The sequence below is a fragment of the Brucella sp. H1_1004 genome (genome assembly GCF_047308065.1).
GTDB classification, from domain to species: Bacteria; Pseudomonadota; Alphaproteobacteria; order Rhizobiales; family Rhizobiaceae; genus Brucella; species Brucella pseudogrignonensis_B.
Genome location: NZ_JAYKZA010000002.1, coordinates 541570 through 566163, shown reverse-complemented (window position 1 = coordinate 566163; position 24594 = coordinate 541570). Strand labels below are relative to the sequence as shown.

Here is a 24594-nt window from a genome sequence, read left to right as displayed (position 1 = left end):
CGGCGATGAATTCAACCCGGACGAACAAATTTATCATGGCTTTTCTGGCCGCAGTTTTTGTTGTCATGACAACGGGCATTCTGTCCGACGCACTGTTTCATGCACCTGCACCTGAAAAACCAGGTTTCATTATTGAGGCAGCTGAAGGTTCGGCTGGTGGTGGTGCAGCTGCCCCAGCAAAGGAAGAAGTGTCGATTGCTGTTCTGATGCAATCTGCTGACCCTGCGCGCGGCGAAACCGTTTTCAAGCGTTGTGCAGCATGTCACACGTCTGAAAAGGGCGGCGCCAACAAGGTCGGTCCACATCTGTGGGATGTTGTCAATCGCCCGGCTGCCTCAGTAGATGGCTTTGGCTATTCGGCTGCGATGAAGGCTTTTGGTGCCGAAGGGAACAAATGGGATTATGAACATCTCAACAAGTTCCTCACCTCGCCAAAGGGATACATTAAAGGCACGGCCATGGGCTTTGCTGGCGATAAGAAAGATAACGAACGCGCCGATCTGATTGCCTTTCTGCGCACACTTTCCGACAATCCAGCCCCGCTTCCAGCGGCGGATGCAGCCCCTGCTGAAGGCGGTGACGCAAAGCCCGAAGGTGAAACCGTTCCTGCTGGCGAAACTGAAAAGCCAGCGGAACAGGCACCAGCCAGCGGTGGAGAAGCGCCAGCCCCGACACAGCCTGCACCAGCAAACTAAGCTGACTAAAATGTCGAAAAAGCCGGGTTACAGCCCGGCTTTTTTAGTTGAATGAAAAACGACTTTATCAAATTGAACTTTTATCAATCATTTTTTTGCATCGAATATTTTGAAGCCGTTCGCCTCCTCAAGAACAGTCACGTTCTTGAAAAGGCCCTTCAATGTCGCCTCATAAGGCAATTGTCGATTGGCTACCATCAGCAGACGCCCGCCGGTTTTAAGCCGTGAAGCGGCGGCGGCGATAAAGGTTTGACCGAGTGACACGTCGGTTGCGCGTCCCTCGTGAAACGGCGGATTCATAATAACCGTGTCGTAAATGCCGGTGAGTTTTTCACTGGTCACATCGAACCAGTTAAATGAAATCGGTACAGATGCGCCAAGTCGCTCCAGATTGCCCCGGGCAGCCTCCAGTGCTTCATAATCCGCCTCAAACAGATCGATACCCTTAAGACGATCAGCATATTTAAGGCTCTGCGCTGCAAGATAGCCCCAGCCAGCGCCAAGATCGGCAACCTGACCGAACACGATCTTTTCCATATGCGGCACCAGCAGCGCCGAACCCTTATCAATCGCACCATGCGAGAACATGCCGGGCTCTGTGCGGAACACATCGTCAATATCGCTTGCAAGCGGCTTCAAAGCATTGATGAAGTCGATCGTCAGGTCGGCTGGGCGTTGCAGCCAGAAAGCCACCGCATGATTCTTGGACAGGCGATCGCTGATTTCGGCGATATTGCCGACCCATTTGCGGAAACTATCGACGCCAAGCTTCTTGTCTCCACAAACAACAATCCAGCCACCCGGCTCAACACGCGCCAAAAGCTCCGCAAACCACGCCTCATTGCGTCCGCGATGTTTTCCGAGGAGAAGTAGCCCGCCAGAGAAACAGCTCTCCTCGTCAAGCTCTGCCTCCAACTGAGGGATTGCCTTAAAGCCTTCCTTATTGAGAGCCAGCCAATCAGGACGCCATGGCTGCAAAAAAGTCAGCGCTTGTTTCCATTCATCCTCAAGGTGCCGGTCGGCGGACAGTCCGCAGGCAAGGAAGGTCTGGCCTTCTTCAGGCATATCCAGAATGTCCTGATAGAAGGGGAGAAAGAGTGTTTGTTGTGCTGGTGTCATCATGGCTCATCCATGGTCTTGAATTGATTCACGTGCAACAAAAAAGCGCGCCCCAAATTAGCTCTGAGGCGCGCTTTCGATAATTTATAACAGCTTCAACGCTTATTCAGCGTCTGCTTCTGCCTTCTTTTCAGCAACGATTTCCTTGCCGGTTTCCTGATCGACAACCTTCATCGACAGGCGAACCTTGCCACGTTCGTCAAAGCCCATGAGCTTGACCCAGACTTTCTGGCCTTCCTTAACCACGTCAGTGGTCTTGGCAACGCGGTCGGAAGCCAACTGCGAAATGTGAACCAGACCATCGCGTGGGCCGAAGAAGTTTACGAATGCGCCGAAGTCAGCAGCCTTAACAACTGTACCTTCGTAGATTTCGCCAACTTCTGGCTCAGCAACAATCGAGTGAATCCACTTCTTAGCGGCTTCGATTTCCTTGCCGTTTGACGAAGCGATCTTGACCGTACCATCGTCTTCGATGTTGATCTTCGCGCCGGTCTTTTCGACGATTTCACGAATAACCTTACCGCCCGAACCGATAACATCACGGATCTTGTCGGTTGGAATGTTCATGACTTCAATGCGTGGAGCAAATTCACCGAGTTCTGCGCGCGAGCTCGACAGAGCCTTGCTCATTTCGCCCAGAATGTGAACGCGACCGCCCTTAGCCTGCTCCAGAGCAACCTTCATGATCTCTTCGGTGATACCGTCGATCTTGATGTCCATCTGAAGCGCAGTGATGCCGTTTTCAGTACCGGCAACCTTGAAATCCATATCGCCAAGATGATCTTCATCACCGAGAATGTCGGAAAGAACGGCGAAACGCTCGCCTTCCTTGATCAGGCCCATCGCAATACCAGCCACTGGGCGAGTGATCGGAACGCCTGCATCCATCAGAGCCAACGATGTGCCGCAAACGGTTGCCATCGACGACGAACCATTGGATTCGGTGATCTCAGAAACAGCACGGATCGTATAAGGGAACTGCTCTGCGGCAGGCAGCATTGGATGGATTGCGCGCCAAGCGAGCTTACCATGACCAACTTCACGACGACCTGGCGAACCCATACGACCGGTTTCACCAACCGAATATGGTGGGAAGTTGTAGTGCAGCATGAAGGATTCTTTGTACGTACCGGTCAAGGAATCGATCATCTGTTCATCTTCGCCTGTGCCGAGCGTGGCAACAACGATTGCCTGCGTTTCACCGCGGGTGAACAGAGCCGAACCATGCGTGCGTGGCAGAAGGCCAACTTCGGAAACGATTGCGCGAACAGTCGACAGATCGCGACCGTCAATACGGTTGCCAGTGTCGAGAATGTTCCAGCGAACGATCTTCGCCTGCAAATGCTTGAAGACAGTCGCGAATTTTTCAGCCGAGAATTCTGACTCTTCAACGCCTTCTGGGAAGAAATGCGCCTTTGCCTTAGCCTTAGCAGCATCAACAGCCGCATAACGGGCCTGCTTTTCGGTAATCTTGTAAGCGTCGCGCAGGTCGTTTTCGACAACTGCAAGCATCTTCGCTTCGATGTCCGACAGGTCTTCCGGCTGGAAGTCACGTGGCTCCTTGGCAGCAACTTCAGCGAGCTTGATGATCGCGTCGATCACTGGCTGGAATGCCTTCTGACCGTAAACAACGGCGCCGAGCATAACTTCTTCGGACAGTTCCTGTGCTTCTGATTCAACCATCAGCACGGCATCAGCAGTACCGGCAACAACCAGATCGAGCTTCGATTCCGGCATTTCGTCGATATTTGGGTTCAGTACGTATTCGCCGTTGATGTAACCAACGCGTGCGCCACCGATTGGGCCCATGAATGGAACGCCCGAAATGGTCAGCGCAGCCGATGCTGCAACCATCGACAGAATGTCGGGATCGTTTTCCAGATCATGCTGAATGACAGTCAAAACAACCTGTGTGTCGTTCTTATAGCCATCAACGAAAAGTGGACGGATCGGACGGTCGATCAGACGCGAAACGAGTGTTTCGTTTTCGCTTGGACGACCTTCACGCTTGAAGAAACCGCCTGGAATCTTACCAGCAGCGTAAGTCTTTTCCTGATAGTTTACGGTCAGCGGGAAGAAATCCTGACCTGGCTTTGGCTCCTTGGCAGAAACAACAGTCGCAAGAACGACGGTTTCACCATAGGTTGCGAGAACTGCGCCGTCAGCCTGACGTGCGATCTTGCCGGTTTCGAGCGTCAGCGGACGGCCGCCCCATTCGATTTCAACTTTGTGTGTGTTGAACATATCTAGTCCTTGTTTGGAGATGCCGCGCAAAAGCGTCTGAAGGCATCGTCCGGGTTGGCGGACACGCCACGGGCAAGACAACGGGAAGTTCGTTACGTGTCGGAACATTCATTGCGAATGTTCGCTGGCACGAACTGCCTGCAATCCTGCCCCATGACTGGTCCAGGTCATGAGCCTTATGGCTCGGTTGGCATGACGGAATGCACCCGGTGCGCCGTCTCATGCCAGTGGGCATATGCCCGAAATATCGCACTCTCTGTTGGAAAACGGCTATCCGCTTCTCAGAATGCTTTTAGGTATTCCTTCAGTGCGCATCACAAAGACGCGCTCTAAATCAAACGGGCGACGTTTTGAGACGTCGCCCGACTTTACCGTTAGCGGCGCAGACCCAGACGGGAAACCAGCGCCTGGTAACGTGCCTGGTCGATGCCCTTGACATAGTCAAGAAGACGACGACGCTGCGAAACCAGTTTCAGAAGGCCGCGACGCGAATGATTGTCATTCTTGTGGCCCTTGAAATGATCGGTAAGGTTAGCAATACGCTCGGAAAGAACGGCAACCTGAACTTCAGGAGAACCGGTATCGCCTTCCTTGGTGGCGTATTCCTTAATAAGTGCTTGCTTGCGTTCAGCAGTAATCGACATCGTACACCCTTTCTTGATGAGAGGAAAAACGGACGCCCAGGCCGGGATGTCGTCCAGCGCGGGCCATTAAAACAAAAGGCATAACCAATTGTTGCGGGAGCCTATAAAGCAAATCCGCACAAATTGAAAGACCTATCACTGCAACTGCTACAGCCGTCAGGCAGCATTCCAAGGCATACGTGACAGCAGCATGGCCATTCCGCACCAGCCTGTAATGCCGGCAAATACCAGCATACACCCTATGAAACCGGCGATACCAAAACCGAGCGTCCAACCAGAGAAGCCTATAGCAACCGAAATTGCTACGATCGCTCCCACGGCAATCTGCACTTGCCGAAAAAGCGGTATCGCTGCCGCGCGGCTGTTAGAGACAACCGGCAATCCTGCTTTCTTCCACTCGGCAATGCCGCCTTCGAGATTGAGGATAGTCAGATCAGTCGCTATTGGCGCTAACGATAAACAGGCTGCCTCGCCACGACGACCACTCAAGCATTGGAATATCACCTTTCTTTGGGGTGACAGGTTCAGGGCGCTGAAGTTGTCCTTTAAGCTCCCTAAAGGGATTGAGGCTGCGGCGGCAATATGCTCTGCGCGGAACTCGTCAGGCTCACGAACGTCGATCAGTACTGCCTCTCCATCAGCGAGCATCCGAGCAGCGTCAGATGGCTTAATCGTATTCATTGTCATTGGTCCTTTGCGCAAAAATGGGAGTAAAGTACGGCCATGACCTCAATCACGGCCGGATGTTCAATCTTGTAGAAAAGCAATCTATGTTCTCGGCGATAGCTGAGAATGCCTTCCTCCTTCAGCTTATTGAGGTGCTGTGACATCGACGTCTGTGCGATACCTGTCGCATTGATGAGATCGGTCACGCTTTTTTCGCCATTCACCAACTCACAAAGAATGAGAAGCCGATGAGGATTCGCCAGTCCTTTGAGAAAATTTGATACGACATCTGCCCGGGCTGGCATTTCCTGATTGATGGACACAGTTACCTCTTTACGATTTATATTTTTGTGATATTATAAAAATATAAATTGATATGCAAGTCAAAAGGAGTCGACCGTGACCAAAAACTATCAGGACATCACCAAGGATATTTCGCAATATACTGGTGAGCTGCGCAAAATGGTGCCCGAAACCATGCAAGCGTTCCACGCGCTAGCTAAAAGTGCAGGCGCTTCTGGTGAACTGGATCAGAAAACGAAAGAGTTGATTGCGCTAGCAATCGGCGTGACGCAGCGTTGCGATGGTTGCATAGGCTTCCACGCAAAAGCGCTTCACAATCTAGGCGCGACACGGCAGGAAGTGGCCGAAGTGATGGCCATGTGCGTCTATATGGGCGGTGGCCCGGCACTTATGTATGCGGCTGACGCTATTCGCGCCTTTGATCAGTTTCAAGCTGCCTAAAAACAATACGCGCCGTGGCCCCTCGGAGCCACGGCGCGCTGAACCTCTAGTGTGGTGAATTTAAAGTTCCTATCATTCGCGCTGTATTCACTTCGAGGAACTTTAAATCCACCATACTAGAGAAATCGGCGATCGGCTATGCTGCGGTGAACACCCGCTTAGGCTTGAACTGACCCTGCTCAATATAGCCAATTGCAAGCAACTTACCTTTCGAGGTTACGCAGGCTTCGTCTGCTTCCAATGGTGCATCGCGTCCACGGATAATCACAGGATTACCAAGGCGAACACGTTGCGCCTGATCATCACTCAACGGAACCTGCGGCAAGCAATCAAGCGCTGCTCCCGTATCAATCACGAGCGCGTCGATTGCCGAGAAATCGCGGCGCGGTGCTGGTTGTTCGACAACGTCAGCCTCAGCATCGTCTGCGCCTTCTTCCTTCTTGGGTGGCAGCGGCGGCCAGGCTTCTTCAAGCTCTGCCAGCGTCACCATATCCTCATCAGTGAAGGGAGCCACTTCAATGCGACGAAGGTCGGAAATGTGGCCAAAGCAGCCCAGATCGCGGCCCATATCGCGCGCCAGCGAACGAACATAGGTGCCCTTAGAGCATTCGACTTCAAACTCAGTGCGATCCGCATCAGGAAACTCAACGATTTCCAGACGGTCGATTTCGACTTCGCGTGCAGGAATTTCTACGGTTTCGCCTTCGCGTGCCAGATCATAAGCGCGCTCGCCGCCAATCTTGATCGCGGAGAACTGCGGCGGGATCTGCGAAATAACGCCTGTATAATTTGGCAAAAGCGCTTCGACATCTGCGCGCGATGGGCGGTTGTCGGAGTTCCTAGTGGCAACGCCTTCCAGATCGTCGGTCGAGCGTTCTTCACCCCAGGTCACGGTGAACCGGTAAACCTTGGTTCCATCCATGACATAAGGCACGGTCTTGGTGGCTTCGCCGAGCGCAATTGGCAGCATCCCGGATGCAAGCGGATCGAGTGTCCCAGCGTGACCGGCCTTTTCAGCGTTGAAAAGCCACTTGATCTTTGAAACGGCTTCCGTTGAACCCATGCCTTTTGGCTTGTCAAAAATAACCCAGCCAGAAACCGGACGGCCTTTTTTCTTGCCCCGTCTTGCCATGCTTTATGCGTCTCCATTGCGGGAAGCGTCATCCGCCTCACCGTTTTCGTCATTGTCACGTCCAAGATCGCGTGCGACTTCCGGCGAGCGCAGAAGCGCATCGATCTTGGAAAAATTGTCAAAACTTGTGTCAGGCCGGAAACGGAATTCCGGCATGTATTTCATCTGGCTGAGGCTTGGCGCCATCCGACCGCGAATGAACTTCGCATTTGAAGCCAGCGCCTTAATCACCGCCTGCACATCCGTGCTACCAAGTGGCGTGATAAAGCAGGTTGCGATTTTCAGATCGGGCGACATGCGCACTTCTGAAACGGAAATAACCGTGCGCTCGAGCAATTCATCGCGAATTTCACCGCGCTGAAGCACCTGTGCCAATGCGTGACGTACCTGCTCGCCAACACGAAGCTGGCGCTGAGAAAGACCGCCTGAGCCTTTCGGATCGGGAGAACGTGCCATTATTTATCCTCGATAAACAGCCATGGACGAGCAAGCAAACGTGCCTGCCGATAAAATGGCTACAAATTTATAGGTTCAATCTACCACAATTGCGACGGGAGTCAGACCCTCGGAACCGGGCAAGAAAAGCCGGACCACCCAATCGAGGACGGTCCGGCATCAAGATATTAGAGCGTACGCGTAATGTGTTCGACGCGGAACGCTTCGATCGTATCGCCTGCGCGAATATCGTCGTAGTTTTCGAATGCCATACCGCATTCCTGACCCATCGGCACTTCTGCGACTTCGTCCTTGAAGCGCTTGAGTGTCTTGAGCTTGCCTTCGTGGATAACCACGTTGTCACGGATGAGGCGGACGCCTGCACCACGTTCAACCTTGCCATCAACCACACGGCAACCAGCAACCTTACCAACCTTGGTGATGTTGAAGACTTCGAGAATCTCAGCATTACCGATGAAGGTTTCACGACGTTCTGGCGACAACAGACCCGACATCGCTGCTTTCACATCTTCGATCAGATCGTAGATGATGTTGTAGTAACGAATTTCCGTGCCTTGCTGATCGGCTGCATCGCGTGCCTGCTTGTTGGCACGAACGTTGAAGCCGATGATCGCTGCATTGGAGGCTTCAGCCAGTGACACGTCGCTTTCCGTGATACCGCCAGCGCCCGAGTGAACGATGCGCGCACGCACTTCTTCGGTGCCAAGTTTGTCGAGTGCTGCGATAATTGCTTCGACCGAACCCTGCACGTCACCCTTGATGACAAGCGGGAATTCTTTCGTGCCATTAACCTGCAACTGGCTCATCATCTGTTCAAGCGAACCGCGCTGACCAGTCTGACGTGCAACAGCCTTATCGCGAGCAAGACGCTGGCGATAATCAGCAATTTCGCGAGCCTTGGCTTCGTTCGCAACAACTGCGAAGCGGTCACCAGCCTGTGGTGTGCCCTGAAGTCCGAGAACTTCCACAGGCATCGCAGGACCAGCTTCCTTGACATGTTCGCCGTGGTCGTTGACCAGAGCACGCACACGGCCCCACTCATTACCAGCAGCGATAATGTCGCCCGGACGCAATGTACCCTTCTGAACCAGAACGGTTGCAACAGAACCACGACCGCGGTCGAGCTGAGCTTCGATAACAACGCCTTCAGCGGTACGGGACGCATCGGCTTTCAGATCAAGAATTTCAGCCTGCAACAGAACTGCTTCAAGCAGCTTGTCGAGGTTCAGCTTCTTCTTCGCCGAAACTTCAACGTCGAGCACTTCACCGCCGAGCGATTCAACGAATACGTCGTGCTGGAGCAGCTGTGTACGAACCTTCTGCGCATCAGCTTCCGGCTTATCGATCTTGTTGATTGCAACAATGATCGGCACGCCAGCAGCCTTGGCATGGCTGATGGATTCAATCGTCTGTGGCATCACGCTGTCATCAGCGGCAACCACCAGAATGGCGATATCGGTTGCCTGTGCACCACGCGCACGCATTGCGGTAAAGGCAGCGTGGCCCGGCGTATCGATAAAGGTGATCTTATGGCCATTCTGTTCGACCTGATAAGCACCGATATGCTGTGTGATACCACCAGCTTCGCCGGAGACGACGTTGGCCTGACGGATCGCATCGAGCAACGATGTCTTACCGTGATCGACGTGACCCATGATGGTGACAACAGGAGGACGCGAAACCATTGCACCCTGATCGTCAGCAACGTCGAAGATACCTTCTTCAACGTCCGATTCAGCAACGCGCTTAACGGTATGACCGAATTCTTCAGCGATCAGCTGCGCCATATCCGCATCAATCACATCGCCCGGCTTCATCATCTGGCCCTGTTTCATCAGGTACTTGATAATATCAACCGAACGTTCGGTCATGCGCTGTGCGAGTTCCTGAAGCGTGATGGTTTCAGGAATAATAACTTCACGAGAGATTTTCTCGCGCGTTTCCTGCATCTGCGAACGCTTGAACTTTTCCTGACGGCGACGCATTGCCGACAGCGAGCGTGAACGACCTTCATCCTCCAGATTGCTGGAGATGGTCAGTTTACCACGACGGCGGTCGTCTTCGCCCTTCACAACCTTCGGTGTGCGAGCATCTGCCTTTGCCGGTGTGCTGCTGCGGCGTGCGCCTGCTGGACCACGACGATCATCATCATCCTGACCTGCACCCGGCTTGCGCTGCTGGCTTTGCGGCAATGGCTTGTTTGCCGTTGGTATAACGTCTGCAATCGCTGGCGACGCCTGACGCTGGCCCTGTCCCTGACCGGGACGACCACCCTGCTGAGGGCGACCCGACTGCTGCGGACGGCCACCCTGCGGTGCAGAACGGGAATCGCCACGCTGTTCTGGACGGGCTGCTGCCTGTGGAGCGCGCTTTGCAGCTTCAGCTGCGGCGCGTGCCTTGGCTTCTGCTTCCGCTTTCAGACGTGCTTCTTCCTCTGCCTGACGGCGAGCGGATTCTTCACGTTCCTTGGCGCGACGCGCATCTTCTTCAGCACGACGCTTGGCTTCTTCAGCGGCGCGAATGCGTTCTTCTGCATCACGAACCAACGCACCTTCAAGCGCACGGCGACGAGCATCCATTTCCGAGCTTGAAAGCGTGTTCAGCACCATGCCCGAGCGATCGGACTGGCGTGGACGCTGTGACTGCTGGCCAGGGCGCTGCTGACCGGGACGCTGCTGACCCGGACGGAACTGCTGCTGGCCGGGACGCTGCTGCTGTGAACCCTGCGGACGCTGTGCGGACGCTGGCGCTGCTGGTGCGGGCTTTGACTGCTGCGGTGCAGGCTTTGGCTGCTGCGCTGCAGGAGCTGCTGCAACTGGGGCGGCAGGCGTAGGCGCAGGCGCCGGAGCTGGCGTCGATGCAACAGCTGGAGCTGGTTGTGCCGCAGGCGTGGGCGTTGCAACTGGGGCAGGCGCTGGAGCTGCAGCGACAGGTGCCGGCTTTGGCTCAACGGGCTTGGCTGCAACCGGAGCGGGAGCCGCAGGCTTTGGTGCCGTTGCTTCCGTTTCAGGCTTCTCATCCGGTCGTGAGAACTTGCGCTTCTTCGTTTCAACGACGACAGCCTTTGTGCGACCGTGGCTGAAATTCTGGCGCACGGTGCTCTGCTCAACCCCTGGCCGCTTGATGGTCAGCGTCTTCTTGGAATTGACGCTCAGCGTCTTATCGTCGTTTGTTTTATCGCTCATTACGTTTCCGTTTCCTTCGCAGCTTCTGCTGCTTTACCCGAGCATTATCCAACACAATCAAATCATTTTGGATAATGCTCCGGTCATCCACTTCAGCGCATAATCCGGTTTGGCCAATCAAGCCGATTATCCGGTCTATGCTCCAGAGCGGATCCCGTATCGTCGGGATTTAAGGGAACCGCTCTACTAATTTATAACACAGCAGTGTCGGACTGCTGCTCTAATTCGCCGTTTCAACTCACCGTCTCAATCGGTGGGCTTTCGCCACGATAGCTATGCAATAATAGCAGTCTTTGCACGACACCGGCTGAAGCCCTTCCGCCGAGCACGGCTGCATGTATCACATTTCCGCCCCCAAATGCCAAATCCATTTCTTCAACTCCGAAAAGAGTGAATGCCGGAATTTGAGGTCCATCCATATGCACGACAACACGTCTTGCCTGATCCAGCTTGCGAACCCCATCAGAGGCCGCTTCCTTCGCATGCAAAACCAACACCGCTTGTCCAGAGCGAATTGCCTGATCGACCTTCGTCGAACCAGATGCAACAGCACCGGATTTGCGTGCCAGTGCCAAGCTGCCAAGTGCGGACTTCGTCAGCAGCTGGTCAACCAGCGCGCCAAGATCCGCCTGCGGCGTAACACCTTCTTTCAGCGCCCGCGCAAACAGCTTGCGCTTGACAGCTTCATCAACCAGACGCCGCTCTGCCTTAACCCAACAACCCCTGCCCGGCAGGTTACGCTTCAAGTCCGGCACAACTGAACCATCAGGCCCAGCCACAAAACGGATCAGGTCATCCGCAGAACCACTTTCACGTGTGACGATACAGGTTCTGTCATTCATATCCTGCTCCGCACGCAATGCTGGCTTTGCCATGAACTGCCTTTTTCAACTCTAAAACTGGCAGCGACCTAGCAGAGCTAACGCCACATCACAATATCAAACTCTAACAAGAGCGCGGTGCCGCATCATTTACGCCCGATTTGCATCAGAGCGATCATAATGCGGCTCCCATTCTTTACGAAGCGGCTTCTTCCTGGCCAGCTTCTTCAACTTCGTCGCTTTCAACTGCGACCAGCTCATCTTCGGTGATCCAGCCCGCCTTGAGGCGTGCAGTCAGGATCATCTGTTCCGCATCGACGCGGGACACATCAAACGGTGACAGGATACCGGTATGATTAACGGTTTCGCCGTCCTTGCGTTCACGCCAGCCAACAAGGTCGTCAACAGCATAGCCAGCAAAGTCTTCGATGTTCTTCACGCCATCTTCGCCAACAGCAACAAGCATCGCTGTCGTCAGGCCTGGAAGCTCACGAAGTTCATCTTCTACGCCCAATTCCTTACGACGGTCATCCTGTTCGTTTTCGATACGGTCCAGGAATTCACGTGCGCGTTCCTGAATTTCACCAGCGGTATCATCATCGAAACCATCGATAGAAGCAATTTCAGCCGGTTCGACGTAAGCAATTTCCTCAACCGAGGCAAAGCCTTCCGAAGCCAGAACCTGACCAACCATCTCGTCAACATTGAGCGCTTCCATGAAGAGGTTCGAACGCTCAGCGAATTCTTTCTGGCGACGATCGGACTCTTCATCTTCGGTCAGGATGTCGATGTCCCAGCCGGTCAGCTGTGACGCAAGACGCACGTTCTGACCGCGACGACCAATTGCCAATGATAATTGGTCATTGGGAACGACAACTTCAATACGTTCCGCATCTTCATCGAGAACAACCTTGGCAACTTCAGCTGGCTGAAGCGCGTTGACGATAAAGGAAGCCGCATCTGGCGACCATGGAATAATGTCGATTTTTTCGCCCTGCAATTCAGCCACAACAGCCTGAACGCGCGAGCCGCGCATACCAACACAGGCACCGACAGGATCAATCGATGCATCACGCGATACAACGGCGATCTTGGCGCGCGAACCCGGATCACGGGCGACCGACTTGATTTCGATAATGCCGTCGTAGATTTCCGGTACTTCCATGGTGAAAAGCTTCGCCATGAAAGATGGATGCGTACGTGACAGGAAAACCTGCGGGCCACGCTGTTCACGACGAACATCGTAAACATAGGCGCGGATGCGGTCGCCATAGCGGAACGCTTCGCGTGGGATCAGTTCGTCACGACGTACAATTGCTTCGCCGCGACCAAGATCAACAATCACATTGCCATATTCAACGCGCTTGACAGTACCATTGACGATTTCGCCAACGCGGTCTTTGAATTCATCATACTGGCGATCACGCTCGGCTTCGCGCACCTTTTGCACGATAACCTGCTTGGCCGACTGGGCAGCAATACGACCAAAATCCATCGGCGGCAGCTGATCAGCGATGAAATCACCAATCTGCGCATCAGGGTTACGGTCGCGCGCAGTGAACAGCGAAATCTGCGTGGAGTAATCTTCGACAGTCTCAACAACTTCGAGCAGGCGCTGCAGCTTGATCTCGCCGGACTTCGCGTTGATGTCCGCACGGATGTTGCTTTCCTGACCATAGCGCGAACGCGCGGCCTTCTGGATCGCGTCGGCCATGGCCGCAAGAACGATCTCACGGTCAATCGACTTTTCACGTGCGACCGCATCGGCGATCTGCAGAAGTTCCAGCCTGTTTGCACTGACTGCCATAGGTCTCTCCTTGGTGGCGCATCCGATCTTCTTTGAGAGCCGGACGCCTGAAACTCACTTTGAAACTTATTTGTTTTCCGTTTCGGATTCAGCCGAACCTGTTTCTTCCGTATTCTCACTCACGCCATCACCCAGATCATCGCCGGGGATGCGGCCTTCGCGCAGAGCTTTGTCCTTGCGCAGCGCGTCGCGGATCAGTTCATCGGTCAGAACCAGACGCGCATCAGAAATCAGGTCAAACGGAATACGAACAACAGGTTCATTTCCATAAGAAATTTGATCGCTTTCGATCACGATTGAATCAGCGCCTGCCGCTTCATCAATCACAATACGACCGCGAAACTTTTTGCGACCTTCATGCACAATCGACGTCTCGACCTTGGCAATATGCCCGACCCAATCGGTAAAATCGGACTTGCGAACCATTGGACGGTCAATGCCCGGCGACGAAATTTCCAGATGATACTTGCCGCTGAGCGGATCTTCCACGTCGAGAACCGGAGCCACGGTGCGGCTCAACAATTCACAATCTTCAACAGTCATCGTGCCATCAGGACGTTCTGCCATGATCTGCAATGTCTGACCATTGAGACCAGAAAGACGCACACGCACAAGACGGAAACCCAGCGTATTGATCACCGGCTCCACAATGGATGCTATTTTCGCATCGATTCCCGTTTCGCGAATGATGCGCTCGTCTGCAACTACGGCATCTGCGGTTACGGTTTCAATTGCCTGTTCGTGTTCGCTCACTCGATAAACCTTTTTTACTGGGTCGCAGGTAACAAAAAAGAGCGGGTCCGGGAGGGCCCACTCTTGTTCAAACGACCAAGAATTTGAGATCTATATACCAGCCAGTACGGATTTTTTCAAGACCCGCATCCCAGATAGATCACTTCCGAATGAAAGTAAGATAAGCAGCAACGCGTCCTTCCCGGAAAGCCTTGGCTTCATAACGCGTACCCGGCCAGCCATCATAGGCATTGTTCCAGTCATGCGGACCTTCGGCCTGCCATTCGAAAGCAGGATGTCTGCGGCAGTGTTGCAGCGTCCAGTTGACGTAATGCTCAATGTCGGAAGCAAAGCGGAACTTCGCACCGGGTTTAAGCAAGCGTGCGAAACGGTCGAGATTGGAATCGCTGACAAAACGGCGCTTCCAGTGACGGCGCTTGTGCCAGGGATCAGGGTAGAAAAGATCAATTCCGGCAAGCGATGCATCGGGCAACCAATCCAGAACATCGGTCGCATCTTCATCATAAAGACGCAGATTCGCACGCGGCGCTTCATGAAGAGCCGCCAGCATCTTGGCCATGCCGTTGACGAAAGGCTCGACTCCAATGAAGCCAGACTGCGGATAGCTCCCGCTCTCGTGGTGGAGATGTTCACCACCACCAAAGCCAATTTCCATGCGCACATTTTCAACCGGCGCATCGAACAATGTGCGCAAATCTTGTGGTGCAGGCGTATCGAGATCGAGTTTCAGGCGCGGCAGCAAATCCTCAAACAGATTGTTCTGGTGTGGACGCAGTGGCTTGCCGTGACGGCGACCGAAGAAGTTTCCGGCCGCACGTACTGGATGAGATTCATCGGTCATTTATCGCGGTTCCAGTTAAAGCGGTAACATAGGAACCGCTCTAACTCTTTTTTACGCATTATCCTATGCAAAACCGCTGCGCACTTTTGCTGGAAATGCTCTCCTATTTCATTTTCGCATTATCCTGCGCAAAACCGCTGCGCACTTTTGCTGGAAATGCTCTCCCTATTTCATTTTCGCATTATCCCGCGCAAAACCGCTGCGCACTTTTGCTGGAAATGCGATCAATCAGGCTGAAAGTGCTGCCTTCAACGCCTTGCTGAGATCGGTTTTTTCCCACGAGAAAGAACCATCACGACCCGGCTTGCGGCCAAAGTGACCGTAAGACGACGTCTTGGCATAGATCGGCTTGTTGAGATCAAGATGCTTGCGGATGCCGGTTGGCGAGAGGTCCATGACCTTGCGCAACGCTTCCTCGACAGCTGCTTCATCCACCTTGCCCGTGCCATGGAGATCGACATAGACCGAAAGCGGTTGTGCAACACCAATGGCGTAAGAAAGCTGGATCGTGCAACGATCTGCAAGATTGGCTGCAACCACATTCTTGGCGAGATAGCGCGCGGCATAGGCTGCCGAACGGTCAACCTTTGTCGTATCTTTTCCGGAGAATGCGCCGCCACCATGCGGGGCTGCACCGCCGTATGTATCCACGATGATCTTGCGACCTGTAAGGCCCGCATCGCCATCTGGACCGCCAATAACAAACTTGCCGGTCGGATTGATGTACCAGTTGCAGTTGGCTGCAATTGGAAGATCACCCAGCGCTTCGCGAATGTAGGGCTCTACAACCGAGCGAACTTTCTTTGAATCCCAGCTGGCATCGAGATGCTGCGTGGAAAGCACAATCTGCGTTACTTCAGCGGCTTTGCCGTTTTCGTAACGCACAGTCACCTGGCTCTTCGCATCAGGGCCGAGCTTGCCCGGATCGCCTTCACCTTTGTGACGGGCTTCGGCAAGCTTTTCGAGAATCTTGTGCGAATAATAGATCGGCGCTGGCATGAGATCAGGCGTTTCGCGGCAGGCATAGCCGAACATAATGCCCTGATCGCCTGCACCTTCTTCGCCCTGACGGTCGGCAGCATTGTCCACACCCTGCGCAATGTCAGCAGATTGTGGATGCAGCAACACGTCGATTTTCACAGTGCGCCAGTTAAAGCCATCCTGCTCGTAACCAATTTCGCGGATTGCCTTACGCGCAGCCGAGCGGAAGCGTGATGGATTAATCAGGGGATGGCCCGCCGCGTCATGCGCGATTGTGCCGTCCTTATTCTTCTTCAGGAAAGTTTCAGGCACGCGGACTTCGCCAGCAATGACCACACGATTGGTAGTGGCAAGCGTTTCGCATGCGACACGAACAGACCAGGGATCAACGCCGGTACGGCGCGCTTCCTTATAGATCATGTCTACGATTTCATCGGAAATACGATCGCAAACCTTGTCCGGATGACCTTCAGACACCGATTCGCTGGTGAAGAGATAAGAACTGCGCGACACGGGTAACCCCTCTTGAAAATCCAACGGATGAAATATCCGCCATGGAAACACAGTAGCGCCCGGAACCTCTGTCTATGGTCCGGGCACAACATTGTGTTAGCGAAGTTAGGATTAAACCGTCAATGCATATTCTTGTTGCAAGGCCAAGATGACAGAAAAAATCCTTCCGGCATGCCCGTTTGCGAACAAAACTGCGTTATTCACCCTCTGCGGCGAGCGACTTCACAAGATCAATAATTTTCCGACGAACTTTTGGATCAGAAATCTTCGTAAATGCACGGGTCAGTTGAACGCCCTCATTCGAGTTGAGGAAATCGACAACATAAGTCGCTTCATTGTCTTCCGCGAAACCTGCTTGCGTGGCCGAAGAACCCGGCGCGTCTTCAAAAAAGAACGATACTGGTACAGTCAGAATGGCCGAAATCGCTTGAAGACGGCTCGCGCCAACGCGGTTGGTGCCTTTTTCATATTTTTGAATCTGCTGGAAAGTAATTCCTAGGCTTTCGCCTAATTTTTCCTGACTGAGGCCCAACATATTGCGGCGAAGACGAATGCGGCTGCCCACATGCACGTCGATGGGGTTGGGCTTCTTCTTATTCTCAATCATACAGTTTCACTCCTCGCGACCGCGAGCTTTCATTCATGGTCTGTTCAAAAAAACAGAGATAATAATCATTGTGGGAGGTAGTCAGACTGGTTTTCGAAAAAAACCATCACCGCCCGAATATAACAACTTAACAAAATGGCCATGTCAATGAAAACGGTTGCGGAAAGACAACCTCAACCACACGCATACGGCGAATAACACAATCAGAATTGCAAGGGCCTGTTTGCCACTGGGCGCACTGCCCCAAAATGGTACACGCTCTTCAGGCAAATAAGCATCAATTACCCCTACCGCGTCAAGAGGTAGCTCCTGAATGATTCGTCCATAAGCATCTACGACAGCAGATATGCCATTATTGGCAGCACGAACGAGGGGGAGGCCTTGCTCGACGGATCGCACCTGCGCCTGTCTGAAATGTTGATAAGGTCCGGGCGTATCGCCATACCACGCATCATTGGTGACGTTCACAATCGCCGTCACCTTTCGTCCGGTATAGGAAAGCTCATCAGGGAAAATTGCTTCATAGCAAATTAACGGCAGAAAGGTTTGACCTTCCATCACGTTGATCGCGTGACGCGCCTTTGCAGCGGTGAAGCCACCGGGCATTTCGACCACTTCCTGCATTCCCCAACTGCGCAGATAGCGCTCAAATGGCAGATATTCTCCAAAAGGCACAAGATGGACCTTATCGGTATAATCGACGATTTTACCGTCGCCATTGATCGTCAGGATAGAATTATAATAACGCGGATCGCGGCGCGGCACGATTTCTTCGCGCACTGCTCCCGTCAACAGCACCTGGTCATTGCCAACCACATCGGCGATGCGCTTAAGCGCTTCTGGTGTTGACGAAAGAATATAGGGAACCGCAGTTTCAGGCCAAATCACCACATCTGGCCTCGGCGCACCCTCTGCTGGTGCCTGCTGAGTCATGGCGATAAATTTATCAAAGATCGCCCGCCGTTCATTGTTGTCCCATTTCAGGCTCTGCGAAATGGACGGCTGAACGATGCGAATTGAAAGCGTTGTCCGATCAGTATCAAGCGCTGGCGCATTCGACAAAACCCATGCGCCAAAACCGATATGTGTGGCGACAAGAACAACGGCCAAACCAAGCCCGGTCTTGGCAAAACGACCGCCACTGAGCAAAGCAGGCGCTGAAAACACCAGCGCTGCAAATGCGCTCATACCAATGAGGCCCACAATCTCGACCGACTGCATCATCATTGGCGTGGGCATGGCGGCATAGCCCAGCGCATTCCACGGAAAGCCTGTGAAAACGAATGTTCGCAGCCATTCCGTCAAACCGAAGCCGAGTGCCATCGCAAAAATGCGCCCGATGCCCTGTGACCAGAAAAGCCGCGCAACCATCGCGGCCAATGCGTAGAAAATCGCCAGAAAGGCGGGAAGCCCCAGAACGGCAAGCGGTATGGCCCAGGCAAACTGTTGCGCATCAACGAGAAGCGCAGTACCGATCCACCACAAGCCGGATACAAAATAGCCAAAGCCAAACCACCAACCGATCAGAGCAGCCGGGAAAAAGCGACGGATCGGACCTTTTTCCTTATCGGGTACTGCACCGTCAATCAGCCAGACCAGCAGTGGGAATGTGACAAAACCGGCGATAAAAATATCAAAAGGCGGTTGGGTGAGTGTCGCAATCGCACCACTGAGAAAAGCGACCAGCGCCCGGCGCCAGCCGCTTAATGAAGAGATCTTCCCCGCAAATCTCTCTATCATCAGACCTCTTTGGACGTGTCCGTGGTGTTTCCGGATGTATCATCATCCGTGCTGACAACTGGATGTGCGCGATGACTTTCTGATTCCGAAAGTGGCACAATGCGAACCCGCTTCACGCGGCGGGGATCGACTTCCAGCACATGAAACTCATATCCCGGAATAGCCTGCACGACTTCGCCGCGCACAGGGATGCGTCCAAGAACGGAGAAAATCAGGCCACCGATAGTGTCCACATCCTCGCCATGCTCTCCGGCCTCAAAAGATGGACCGATCCGCTCAGCCAATTCTTCCAGATCGGCACGAGCATCGACGACAAAAACGCCGCTGGCTTCTTCAGAGATCATAATCTCTTCGTCATCATGCTCGTCTTCAATGTCGCCGACAACCATTTCAACGATGTCTTCGAGCGAGGCAAGACCATCGGTGCCGCCATATTCATCAATGACCAGAGCCATCTGAATGTGCGCCGCCTGCATGCGTGCCATCAGTCCGCTCGCCAACATCGATGGCGGCACGAACAACACTTTGCGAATAAGATTAAGGTCACCGATCGTCTTCGTGAGGTCGATACGACCCATGTCAAACTTCGCAGCACTCGTCGCGTCGGTCTTCTGTCGGGATTGCTGCGTAATGTAATTCAGCACATCTCGGATGTGGATCATGCCGCGTGGATCATCCAGCGTTTCAGCATAGACAGGCATGCGTGAGTGGCCGGAGCTTTCAAACAGTTCCAGCGCTTCCCCGAGCGGTGTGGAAATTTCAATCGCGACAACATCCGCGCGTGGGATCATCACATCTTCGACGCGAATTTCGCGCAGACGCAGAATGTTGTTGAGCATCGCCTTTTCTTCAGGCGAGAAAGCTGAATCCTGTTCGCTTTCAGTGCTTGAAAGCGCATCAGCCAAATCTTCGCGCAAAGACGATGATTGGCGCGAACGCATAAATGGAAAAATATTTGCCAGAAGAGAACGCTTTTCGCTCGATTGCGAGCGCTGCGTACTTTGCCCTTCGGCGTCTTGTGTGTCGCTTCGGCTATCGCCAGCGGTCGAGGAATTGTTGTGGTCAGCCATGATCAATCTGTTTCAACGTTTCAATCGGATACAGCATAAGGGTCAGGGATGGCAAGGGCATGAAGGATTTCGCGTTCGCGACGTTCCATCTCTTCGGCCTCCTCCTCAGTCTCGTGATCGTAACCCAAAAGATGCAAAAAGCCATGCACCACGAGATGCGTGAGATGGTTCTCGAACGGCTTGCCCTCTTCGAGAGCCTCACGCTCCACCGTTTCGCGCGCGATAATAATATCACCCAGCATCGGGCCCGGCTGCTCGCCAGCCTTTACAGGATAAGCAGGAAAAGACAGGACGTTAGTTGCCTTGTCTTTGTTTCGCCACTCAGCATTGATCTTGCGGATAGAAGCGTCGTCGGTAAAAACCAGACTTAGTTCGCTCTCGGCAGGTTTAAGCTGGAGATTATTCCAAGCCGCCTCTACGGAGCGCTGCACGAGTCCTTCCAGGACCGTTTCTTCCGGCCAATTGCCGGCTTCGATCATAATATCGATTTGGATCGCGTTGTCTGACACGTCGGCTGCGGCTTGCGATGAAACAGCCGCTCTATCCTTCCGGTTGTTAAAAAAACACCGTCCGCTGAAAAGCGGACGGAATATTATAAATCGTCATTATTCTACGCGAATACAAGAATAATTTTGAATTATTCTGAGCGAGCGTGCTTTTTTGCGTCAGTGTCGTAAGCGGTAACGATTGCTGCGACCAGCGGATGACGCACCACGTCCTTCTCGGTGAAGCGTACTTTGACGACCGATTCGACATTTTCGAGCACACGCAACGCTTCGACGAGACCCGATTTCTGGCCGGGTGGAAGATCGATCTGGCTTGGATCGCCATTGACCATCATGCGCGAACCTTCACCAAGACGGGTCAGGAACATCTTCATCTGCATTGATGTCGTGTTCTGTGCTTCATCGAGAATAACCGCCGAATGCGCCAGTGTACGGCCACGCATGAAAGCGAGCGGTGCAATTTCGATCACACCCGCCGTAATGGCGCGTTCGACCTTTTCCGCCGGCATCATGTCGTAAAGCGCATCGTAGAGCGGACGAAGATAAGGATCGACCTTTTCCTTCATGTCACCCGGCAAAAAGCCAAGACGCTCGCCAGCTTCAACAGCCGGACGTGACAAAATAATACGCTCCACCAGACCGCGTTCAAGCAACATCGCGGCATGGGCAACGGCCAGATACGTCTTGCCCGTACCCGCTGGTCCGACACCCATAACCAGTTCCGAACGATCAAGCGCGCGCATATAGGCGTCCTGCGTCGGTGTGCGGGCAAAGATTGTCTTCTTGCGCGTCGATATTTGCGCAGCCGACATTTTCCCTTTGGCTTCAAGAGTTGGTAAGACCAGCTGATCATCCGCAGCAATGGCAATGCGGATCGCGCCATCGACATCGGAAGCGGTCAGCTCATTTCCCTTTTGCAAATATTCATAAAGTTGATCAAGCGTGCGGCGGGCCTGTTCGGTGGCCGTTGGCTCTCCGCGAATGGAAAGCTCGTTACCCCGTGAACGCACATCGACACCGAGCTTCTGCTCGATACGCGCCAGATTCTCATCGAACTGGCCGTAAAGCGCACTGGCAAGGCGGTTATTATCGAAGGTGAGAACGATATGGGCCATATCGGAGGCCCCGGATGGCGCACTAATAGCAGAACTCGCAGCCGGGCTTGAAATTGTGTTTGTTTGCGTATGGATGGTTGGCTTGGCAGGCTTTAGTTTTTCCGTAGCGCTCAAACGCATCTCCCAAAGGTTCACGCATTGCAATCGCAGTACAGCAGAACGTTCGGTTAAAGACTACTCACCGCGACTACTGCCTGAGAGCTATAATGCTCTCACCGGAGCTTTTGCGCAATAAGACTATTTGTGCCCGTCCCCGTAATTTTTACGCGGATGATCTCGCCGACCTCATCGTCATTATCGTCGATAATGGCTGGCAGCAACCACGGAGAACGACCGACCATCTGGCGCTCGAAACGGCCCTTCTTTTCCAGAAGCACATCCATTTCACGACCAACAAGCGAATCCTGAAACGCATATTGCTGCTCGTTGAGCAGCGCCTGCAGACGCTGCAAACGCTCATCCTTGACCGCTTCTTCCACATGGTCGGGAAGATCAGCACCCGGCGTTCCCGGACGCGGCGAATATTTGAACGAATAGGCCTGCGCATAATGCACTTCGCGCACCAGCCGCATCGTGTCTTCAAAATCCTGATCAGTTTCGCCGGGGAAGCCGACAATGAAATCGCCCGATAGCGCCATATCCGGGCGCACTTCGCGGATACGCTCGACAAGACGGATATATTCATCGGCCTTGTGACGGCGATTCATCGCCTTAAGAATACGGTCCGAACCCGCCTGAACCGGCAGATGCAGATAAGGCATCAGCTGGCGCAGATCGCGATGCGCTGCGATCAGCGTATCGTCCATATCGCGCGGATGACTGGTCGTATAACGCAGACGCGCCACACCGGGAATGCGTGCCAGGCGGAACAGAAGTTCGCCAAGGCCCCATTCGCGGCCATCATCACCAGCGCCATGCCATGCATTGACGTTCTGGCCCAAAAGCGTGAGTTCGCGCACGCCGCTATCGGCAAGGCGTTCGGCTTCCGCAACAATCTGCGCAACACTGCGCGAGACTTCTGAACCGCGTGTGTAAGGCACGACACAGAAGGTACAGAACTTGTCGCAGCCTTCCTGAACCGTCAGAAACGCGGAAACACCACGCTTGCGGGTTTCTTCACGCTTTGGTGCCGGCAGATGCTCGAACTTGTCTTCGATCGCATATTCCGTTTCGACAACCTTTTCGCCACCACGTACACGCGCCAGCGCATCAGGCAGACGATGATAGGTCTGCGGTCCGATAACGAGGTCAACATTGGGCGCACGGCGCAAAATTTCCTGACCTTCGGCCTGCGCCACGCAACCGGCAACGCCGATGGTGAGTTCCTTGCCGTCTGGTCCGCGCTTTTCCTTCATCTTGCGCAGGCGACCCAGCGCTGAATAAAGTTTTTCCGACGCCTTTTCGCGAATATGACAGGTGTTTAGCAGAACCAGATCGGCATCGTCAGGTGTGTCAGTGGTGACATAGCCTTCGGAGGCAAGGCTATCCGCCATGCGCTGGCTGTCATAGACATTCATCTGGCAACCATAAGTCTTCACAAAGACCTTACGTGTGTTGCTGCCATCCGGGTTTGTCTTGATATCGGTCATGTTTTCGCTCATGGCGGCTGTCTAGCGTTTTTATCGCCGCTTTGGAAGGCGACAAACTTACGCTCTTAATCCTCAACGATTTCGCGACCATGCAACGACGTCTGCAAAAGCGCCCTCACCCGATTTTCCATCGTGCGGGCAAGTGCCTTTCGATCCGTTTCAGCAGTCACCACAATCGGCTCGCCAAAGCGTATTTCAACGTCGATCGCGCCTTCTTTCAGGATGCCTTTGAGATGTGGCATCAACTGGACATCGCCCGGCCATGATGCAATCGGGCGGTGGTAGCGCCCCATAGCCATCCCGTGCATGCCGGTATAGGCAATGGCCACCGGCTGCACGATCACTTCTGGCACACCCGCCTCACGAATGGCGGCATGTGCCGCCCCAAACAGTGCGGTCTTGAACGGTAACACACGATTGCCATCCGAAGTCGTTCCCTCCGGGAACAGAACCATCGCGTCGCCATCGGCCAGACGTCTTGCAATGTCGGAGGTTTGTTCGCCTGTCTTGCCGCGCCGTTCGCGCTCGACAAAGACTGTGCGCTGCAACACGGCGAAAAAGCCAAAGACCGGCCAGCTTTTCACTTCCGATTTTGCGATGAACGAAACCTGACCCGCCGCCGACAGAACGACAATATCGCTCCATGATGTGTGATTGGCGACCAGCAACAGTGGCCTGCCCTCTCGCATCTCACCGACAATCGTAATGCGGAAACCGAACAAGCGGGCAATGATACGATGAAAGAAATTCGGCAGGCGGCGCTTCCATGTGTTTTTGAGTTTCAGAAACACATATTGAAACGGGATGAGCGACAGGCTGAGAGCCACCATCGCCACAACCACTAAAATGATGCGGATTGCACCGATCATTGCGGCCTCACCAGATCGCGCCGCAGAATGAAAGCCGATGAACGACCTTTTTCTGTTTCATAATAGGCCGGACGATCACCCACCTTGTTGAAACCGATCCGGCGATAAAGCGCGAGTGCCGCAACATTGTTTTCATCAACTTCCAGAAACAGCGTTTCCGCCCGTTGCTGATAAAGATAACGCAGCACTGCATCCATCAACGAGCGGCCAACACCTTGCTTGCGCACCTCATCAGAAACCGCAATCGTCAAAATTTCTGCCTCACCTGCAACCAGCCGTGCCAACACAAAGCCACATGCTTTACCGGGTTTGCCCTCTGGCCGAGCCACAAAGCCAAACACGTTATCCTGCGCAATCAGCGATCGGAAATCATCTGAGCTCCAGCTATGATGAAAAGACAGCGCATGAACGCGGTGAATTTCTCCGCTGTCCTTAGCGCCAAGCGGCTCGACCGAAACAGGCCTACGCCCAAAGCGTGGGAGCGAAAAGCCCAACAT

Annotated in this window: 23 protein-coding genes; 2 read left to right on the top strand and 21 right to left on the bottom strand. The window is 53.7% G+C overall.

All coding sequences use genetic code 11. From position 1 onward, the window contains the following. The first annotated feature begins 5 nt into the window (after nt 1-5). Complete coding sequence (locus U2P60_RS09960; protein WP_413572424.1) at nt 6-695, top strand: c-type cytochrome; 690 nt, start codon at nt 6-8, stop codon at nt 693-695. An 87-nt stretch (nt 696-782) separates the two neighbouring features. Here the strand turns inward: U2P60_RS09960 and U2P60_RS09955 are convergent, their stop codons facing one another. The 5 genes from U2P60_RS09955 to U2P60_RS09935 form a co-directional block, all read right to left on the bottom strand. Further along, the gene (locus U2P60_RS09955) at nt 783-1817 is read right to left on the bottom strand and encodes a class I SAM-dependent methyltransferase (protein ID WP_413572422.1); all 1035 of its coding nucleotides are present in this window, start codon (nt 1815-1817) and stop codon (nt 783-785) included. 99 nt (nt 1818-1916) lie between these two features. After that, nucleotides 1917-4058 carry a polyribonucleotide nucleotidyltransferase gene (pnp, locus tag U2P60_RS09950; RefSeq protein WP_413572421.1) on the bottom strand — a complete coding sequence of 714 codons (2142 nt, stop codon included), beginning with the start codon at nt 4056-4058 and terminating at the stop codon, nt 1917-1919. 374 nt (nt 4059-4432) lie between these two features. Further along, nucleotides 4433-4702, bottom strand: coding sequence for a 30S ribosomal protein S15 (rpsO, locus tag U2P60_RS09945; protein ID WP_187546493.1), 270 nt, complete (start codon nt 4700-4702; stop codon nt 4433-4435). Nucleotides 4703-4858: 156 nt separating this feature from the next. Then, the gene (locus U2P60_RS09940; RefSeq protein WP_413572420.1) at nt 4859-5383 is read right to left on the bottom strand and encodes a rhodanese-like domain-containing protein; all 525 of its coding nucleotides are present in this window, start codon (nt 5381-5383) and stop codon (nt 4859-4861) included. Nucleotides 5384-5385: 2 nt separating this feature from the next. Next, nucleotides 5386-5691, bottom strand: a complete 306-nt coding sequence (locus U2P60_RS09935; RefSeq protein ID WP_313827667.1) for a metalloregulator ArsR/SmtB family transcription factor — start codon at nt 5689-5691, stop codon at nt 5386-5388. A 76-nt stretch (nt 5692-5767) separates the two neighbouring features. On the opposite strand from U2P60_RS09935, the gene U2P60_RS09930 reads away from it, so the two are divergent. Beyond that, the gene (locus U2P60_RS09930; RefSeq protein WP_313827666.1) at nt 5768-6112 is read left to right on the top strand and encodes a carboxymuconolactone decarboxylase family protein; all 345 of its coding nucleotides are present in this window, start codon (nt 5768-5770) and stop codon (nt 6110-6112) included. A 136-nt stretch (nt 6113-6248) separates the two neighbouring features. On the opposite strand, the gene truB is transcribed toward U2P60_RS09930, so the two are convergent. The 16 genes from truB to rimI all read right to left on the bottom strand — a co-directional run bounded on the left by truB (nt 6249) and on the right by rimI (nt 24594). After that, the gene (gene truB / locus U2P60_RS09925) at nt 6249-7244 is read right to left on the bottom strand and encodes a tRNA pseudouridine(55) synthase TruB (protein ID WP_313827665.1); all 996 of its coding nucleotides are present in this window, start codon (nt 7242-7244) and stop codon (nt 6249-6251) included. A gap of 3 nt (nt 7245-7247) precedes the next feature. After that, nucleotides 7248-7700, bottom strand: a complete 453-nt coding sequence (rbfA, locus tag U2P60_RS09920; protein ID WP_313827664.1) for a 30S ribosome-binding factor RbfA — start codon at nt 7698-7700, stop codon at nt 7248-7250. A 167-nt stretch (nt 7701-7867) separates the two neighbouring features. Next, nucleotides 7868-10885: a translation initiation factor IF-2 gene (infB, locus tag U2P60_RS09915; protein ID WP_413572419.1), complete on the bottom strand. Its 3018-nt coding sequence runs from the start codon at nt 10883-10885 to the stop codon at nt 7868-7870. Between the two features lie 233 nt (nt 10886-11118). Next, the gene (locus tag U2P60_RS09910; protein ID WP_313827662.1) at nt 11119-11760 is read right to left on the bottom strand and encodes an RNA-binding protein; all 642 of its coding nucleotides are present in this window, start codon (nt 11758-11760) and stop codon (nt 11119-11121) included. Between the two features lie 142 nt (nt 11761-11902). Beyond that, a complete protein-coding gene (nusA, locus tag U2P60_RS09905) occupies nt 11903-13513 on the bottom strand; it encodes a transcription termination factor NusA (RefSeq protein ID WP_413572418.1) in 1611 nt (536 codons plus the stop codon). Nucleotides 13514-13579: 66 nt separating this feature from the next. Further along, nucleotides 13580-14266, bottom strand: coding sequence for a ribosome maturation factor RimP (rimP, locus tag U2P60_RS09900; RefSeq protein WP_413572416.1), 687 nt, complete (start codon nt 14264-14266; stop codon nt 13580-13582). A gap of 139 nt (nt 14267-14405) precedes the next feature. Beyond that, a complete protein-coding gene (gene trmB / locus U2P60_RS09895; RefSeq protein WP_413572415.1) occupies nt 14406-15107 on the bottom strand; it encodes a tRNA (guanine(46)-N(7))-methyltransferase TrmB in 702 nt (233 codons plus the stop codon). Nucleotides 15108-15335: 228 nt separating this feature from the next. Next, nucleotides 15336-16601: a methionine adenosyltransferase gene (gene metK, locus U2P60_RS09890; protein ID WP_313827657.1), complete on the bottom strand. Its 1266-nt coding sequence runs from the start codon at nt 16599-16601 to the stop codon at nt 15336-15338. 196 nt (nt 16602-16797) lie between these two features. Beyond that, a complete protein-coding gene (locus tag U2P60_RS09885) occupies nt 16798-17208 on the bottom strand; it encodes a helix-turn-helix domain-containing protein (protein WP_413572414.1) in 411 nt (136 codons plus the stop codon). A 144-nt stretch (nt 17209-17352) separates the two neighbouring features. Next, nucleotides 17353-18948, bottom strand: a complete 1596-nt coding sequence (gene lnt / locus U2P60_RS09880) for an apolipoprotein N-acyltransferase (protein WP_413572413.1) — start codon at nt 18946-18948, stop codon at nt 17353-17355. Continuing rightward, nucleotides 18948-20018 carry a hemolysin family protein gene (locus tag U2P60_RS09875; RefSeq protein WP_413572411.1) on the bottom strand — a complete coding sequence of 357 codons (1071 nt, stop codon included), beginning with the start codon at nt 20016-20018 and terminating at the stop codon, nt 18948-18950. The genes lnt and U2P60_RS09875 overlap by 1 nt, the downstream gene beginning before the upstream one ends. Before the next feature lie 20 nt (nt 20019-20038). Continuing rightward, nucleotides 20039-20527 carry an rRNA maturation RNase YbeY gene (gene ybeY, locus U2P60_RS09870; protein ID WP_413572410.1) on the bottom strand — a complete coding sequence of 163 codons (489 nt, stop codon included), beginning with the start codon at nt 20525-20527 and terminating at the stop codon, nt 20039-20041. 128 nt (nt 20528-20655) lie between these two features. Then, a complete protein-coding gene (locus tag U2P60_RS09865) occupies nt 20656-21753 on the bottom strand; it encodes a PhoH family protein (RefSeq protein ID WP_313827652.1) in 1098 nt (365 codons plus the stop codon). Between the two features lie 98 nt (nt 21754-21851). Then, the gene (gene miaB, locus U2P60_RS09860) at nt 21852-23240 is read right to left on the bottom strand and encodes a tRNA (N6-isopentenyl adenosine(37)-C2)-methylthiotransferase MiaB (protein ID WP_413572409.1); all 1389 of its coding nucleotides are present in this window, start codon (nt 23238-23240) and stop codon (nt 21852-21854) included. 53 nt (nt 23241-23293) lie between these two features. Next, entirely contained in the window at nt 23294-24097 is an 804-nt protein-coding gene (locus tag U2P60_RS09855) for a lysophospholipid acyltransferase family protein (protein WP_313827649.1), read from the bottom strand. Next, nucleotides 24094-24594, bottom strand: coding sequence for a ribosomal protein S18-alanine N-acetyltransferase (gene rimI / locus U2P60_RS09850; protein ID WP_413572408.1), 501 nt, complete (start codon nt 24592-24594; stop codon nt 24094-24096). The genes U2P60_RS09855 and rimI overlap by 4 nt, the downstream gene beginning before the upstream one ends.

Excerpts from the sequence above, each read along its gene's own strand:
- miaB (WP_413572409.1), bottom strand. The coding sequence starts at position 23,240 with ATGAGCGAAAACATGACCGATATCAAGACAAACCCGGATGGCAGCAAC.
- infB (WP_413572419.1), bottom strand. The coding sequence starts at position 10,885 with ATGAGCGATAAAACAAACGACGATAAGACGCTGAGCGTCAATTCCAAG.
- nusA (WP_413572418.1), bottom strand. The coding sequence starts at position 13,513 with ATGGCAGTCAGTGCAAACAGGCTGGAACTTCTGCAGATCGCCGATGCG.
- lnt (WP_413572413.1), bottom strand. The coding sequence starts at position 18,948 with ATGATAGAGAGATTTGCGGGGAAGATCTCTTCATTAAGCGGCTGGCGC.
- truB (WP_313827665.1), bottom strand. The coding sequence starts at position 7,244 with ATGGCAAGACGGGGCAAGAAAAAAGGCCGTCCGGTTTCTGGCTGGGTT.
- U2P60_RS09875 (WP_413572411.1), bottom strand. The coding sequence starts at position 20,018 with ATGGCTGACCACAACAATTCCTCGACCGCTGGCGATAGCCGAAGCGAC.
- U2P60_RS09855 (WP_313827649.1), bottom strand. The coding sequence starts at position 24,097 with ATGATCGGTGCAATCCGCATCATTTTAGTGGTTGTGGCGATGGTGGCT.
- U2P60_RS09955 (WP_413572422.1), bottom strand. The coding sequence starts at position 1,817 with ATGATGACACCAGCACAACAAACACTCTTTCTCCCCTTCTATCAGGAC.
- U2P60_RS09885 (WP_413572414.1), bottom strand. The coding sequence starts at position 17,208 with ATGATTGAGAATAAGAAGAAGCCCAACCCCATCGACGTGCATGTGGGC.
- U2P60_RS09940 (WP_413572420.1), bottom strand. The coding sequence starts at position 5,383 with ATGAATACGATTAAGCCATCTGACGCTGCTCGGATGCTCGCTGATGGA.
- pnp (WP_413572421.1), bottom strand. The coding sequence starts at position 4,058 with ATGTTCAACACACACAAAGTTGAAATCGAATGGGGCGGCCGTCCGCTG.
- U2P60_RS09960 (WP_413572424.1), top strand. The coding sequence starts at position 6 with ATGAATTCAACCCGGACGAACAAATTTATCATGGCTTTTCTGGCCGCA.
- rbfA (WP_313827664.1), bottom strand. The coding sequence starts at position 7,700 with ATGGCACGTTCTCCCGATCCGAAAGGCTCAGGCGGTCTTTCTCAGCGC.
- U2P60_RS09910 (WP_313827662.1), bottom strand. The coding sequence starts at position 11,760 with ATGGCAAAGCCAGCATTGCGTGCGGAGCAGGATATGAATGACAGAACC.
- trmB (WP_413572415.1), bottom strand. The coding sequence starts at position 15,107 with ATGACCGATGAATCTCATCCAGTACGTGCGGCCGGAAACTTCTTCGGT.
- rimI (WP_413572408.1), bottom strand. The coding sequence starts at position 24,594 with ATGTTGGGCTTTTCGCTCCCACGCTTTGGGCGTAGGCCTGTTTCGGTC.
- rpsO (WP_187546493.1), bottom strand. The coding sequence starts at position 4,702 with ATGTCGATTACTGCTGAACGCAAGCAAGCACTTATTAAGGAATACGCC.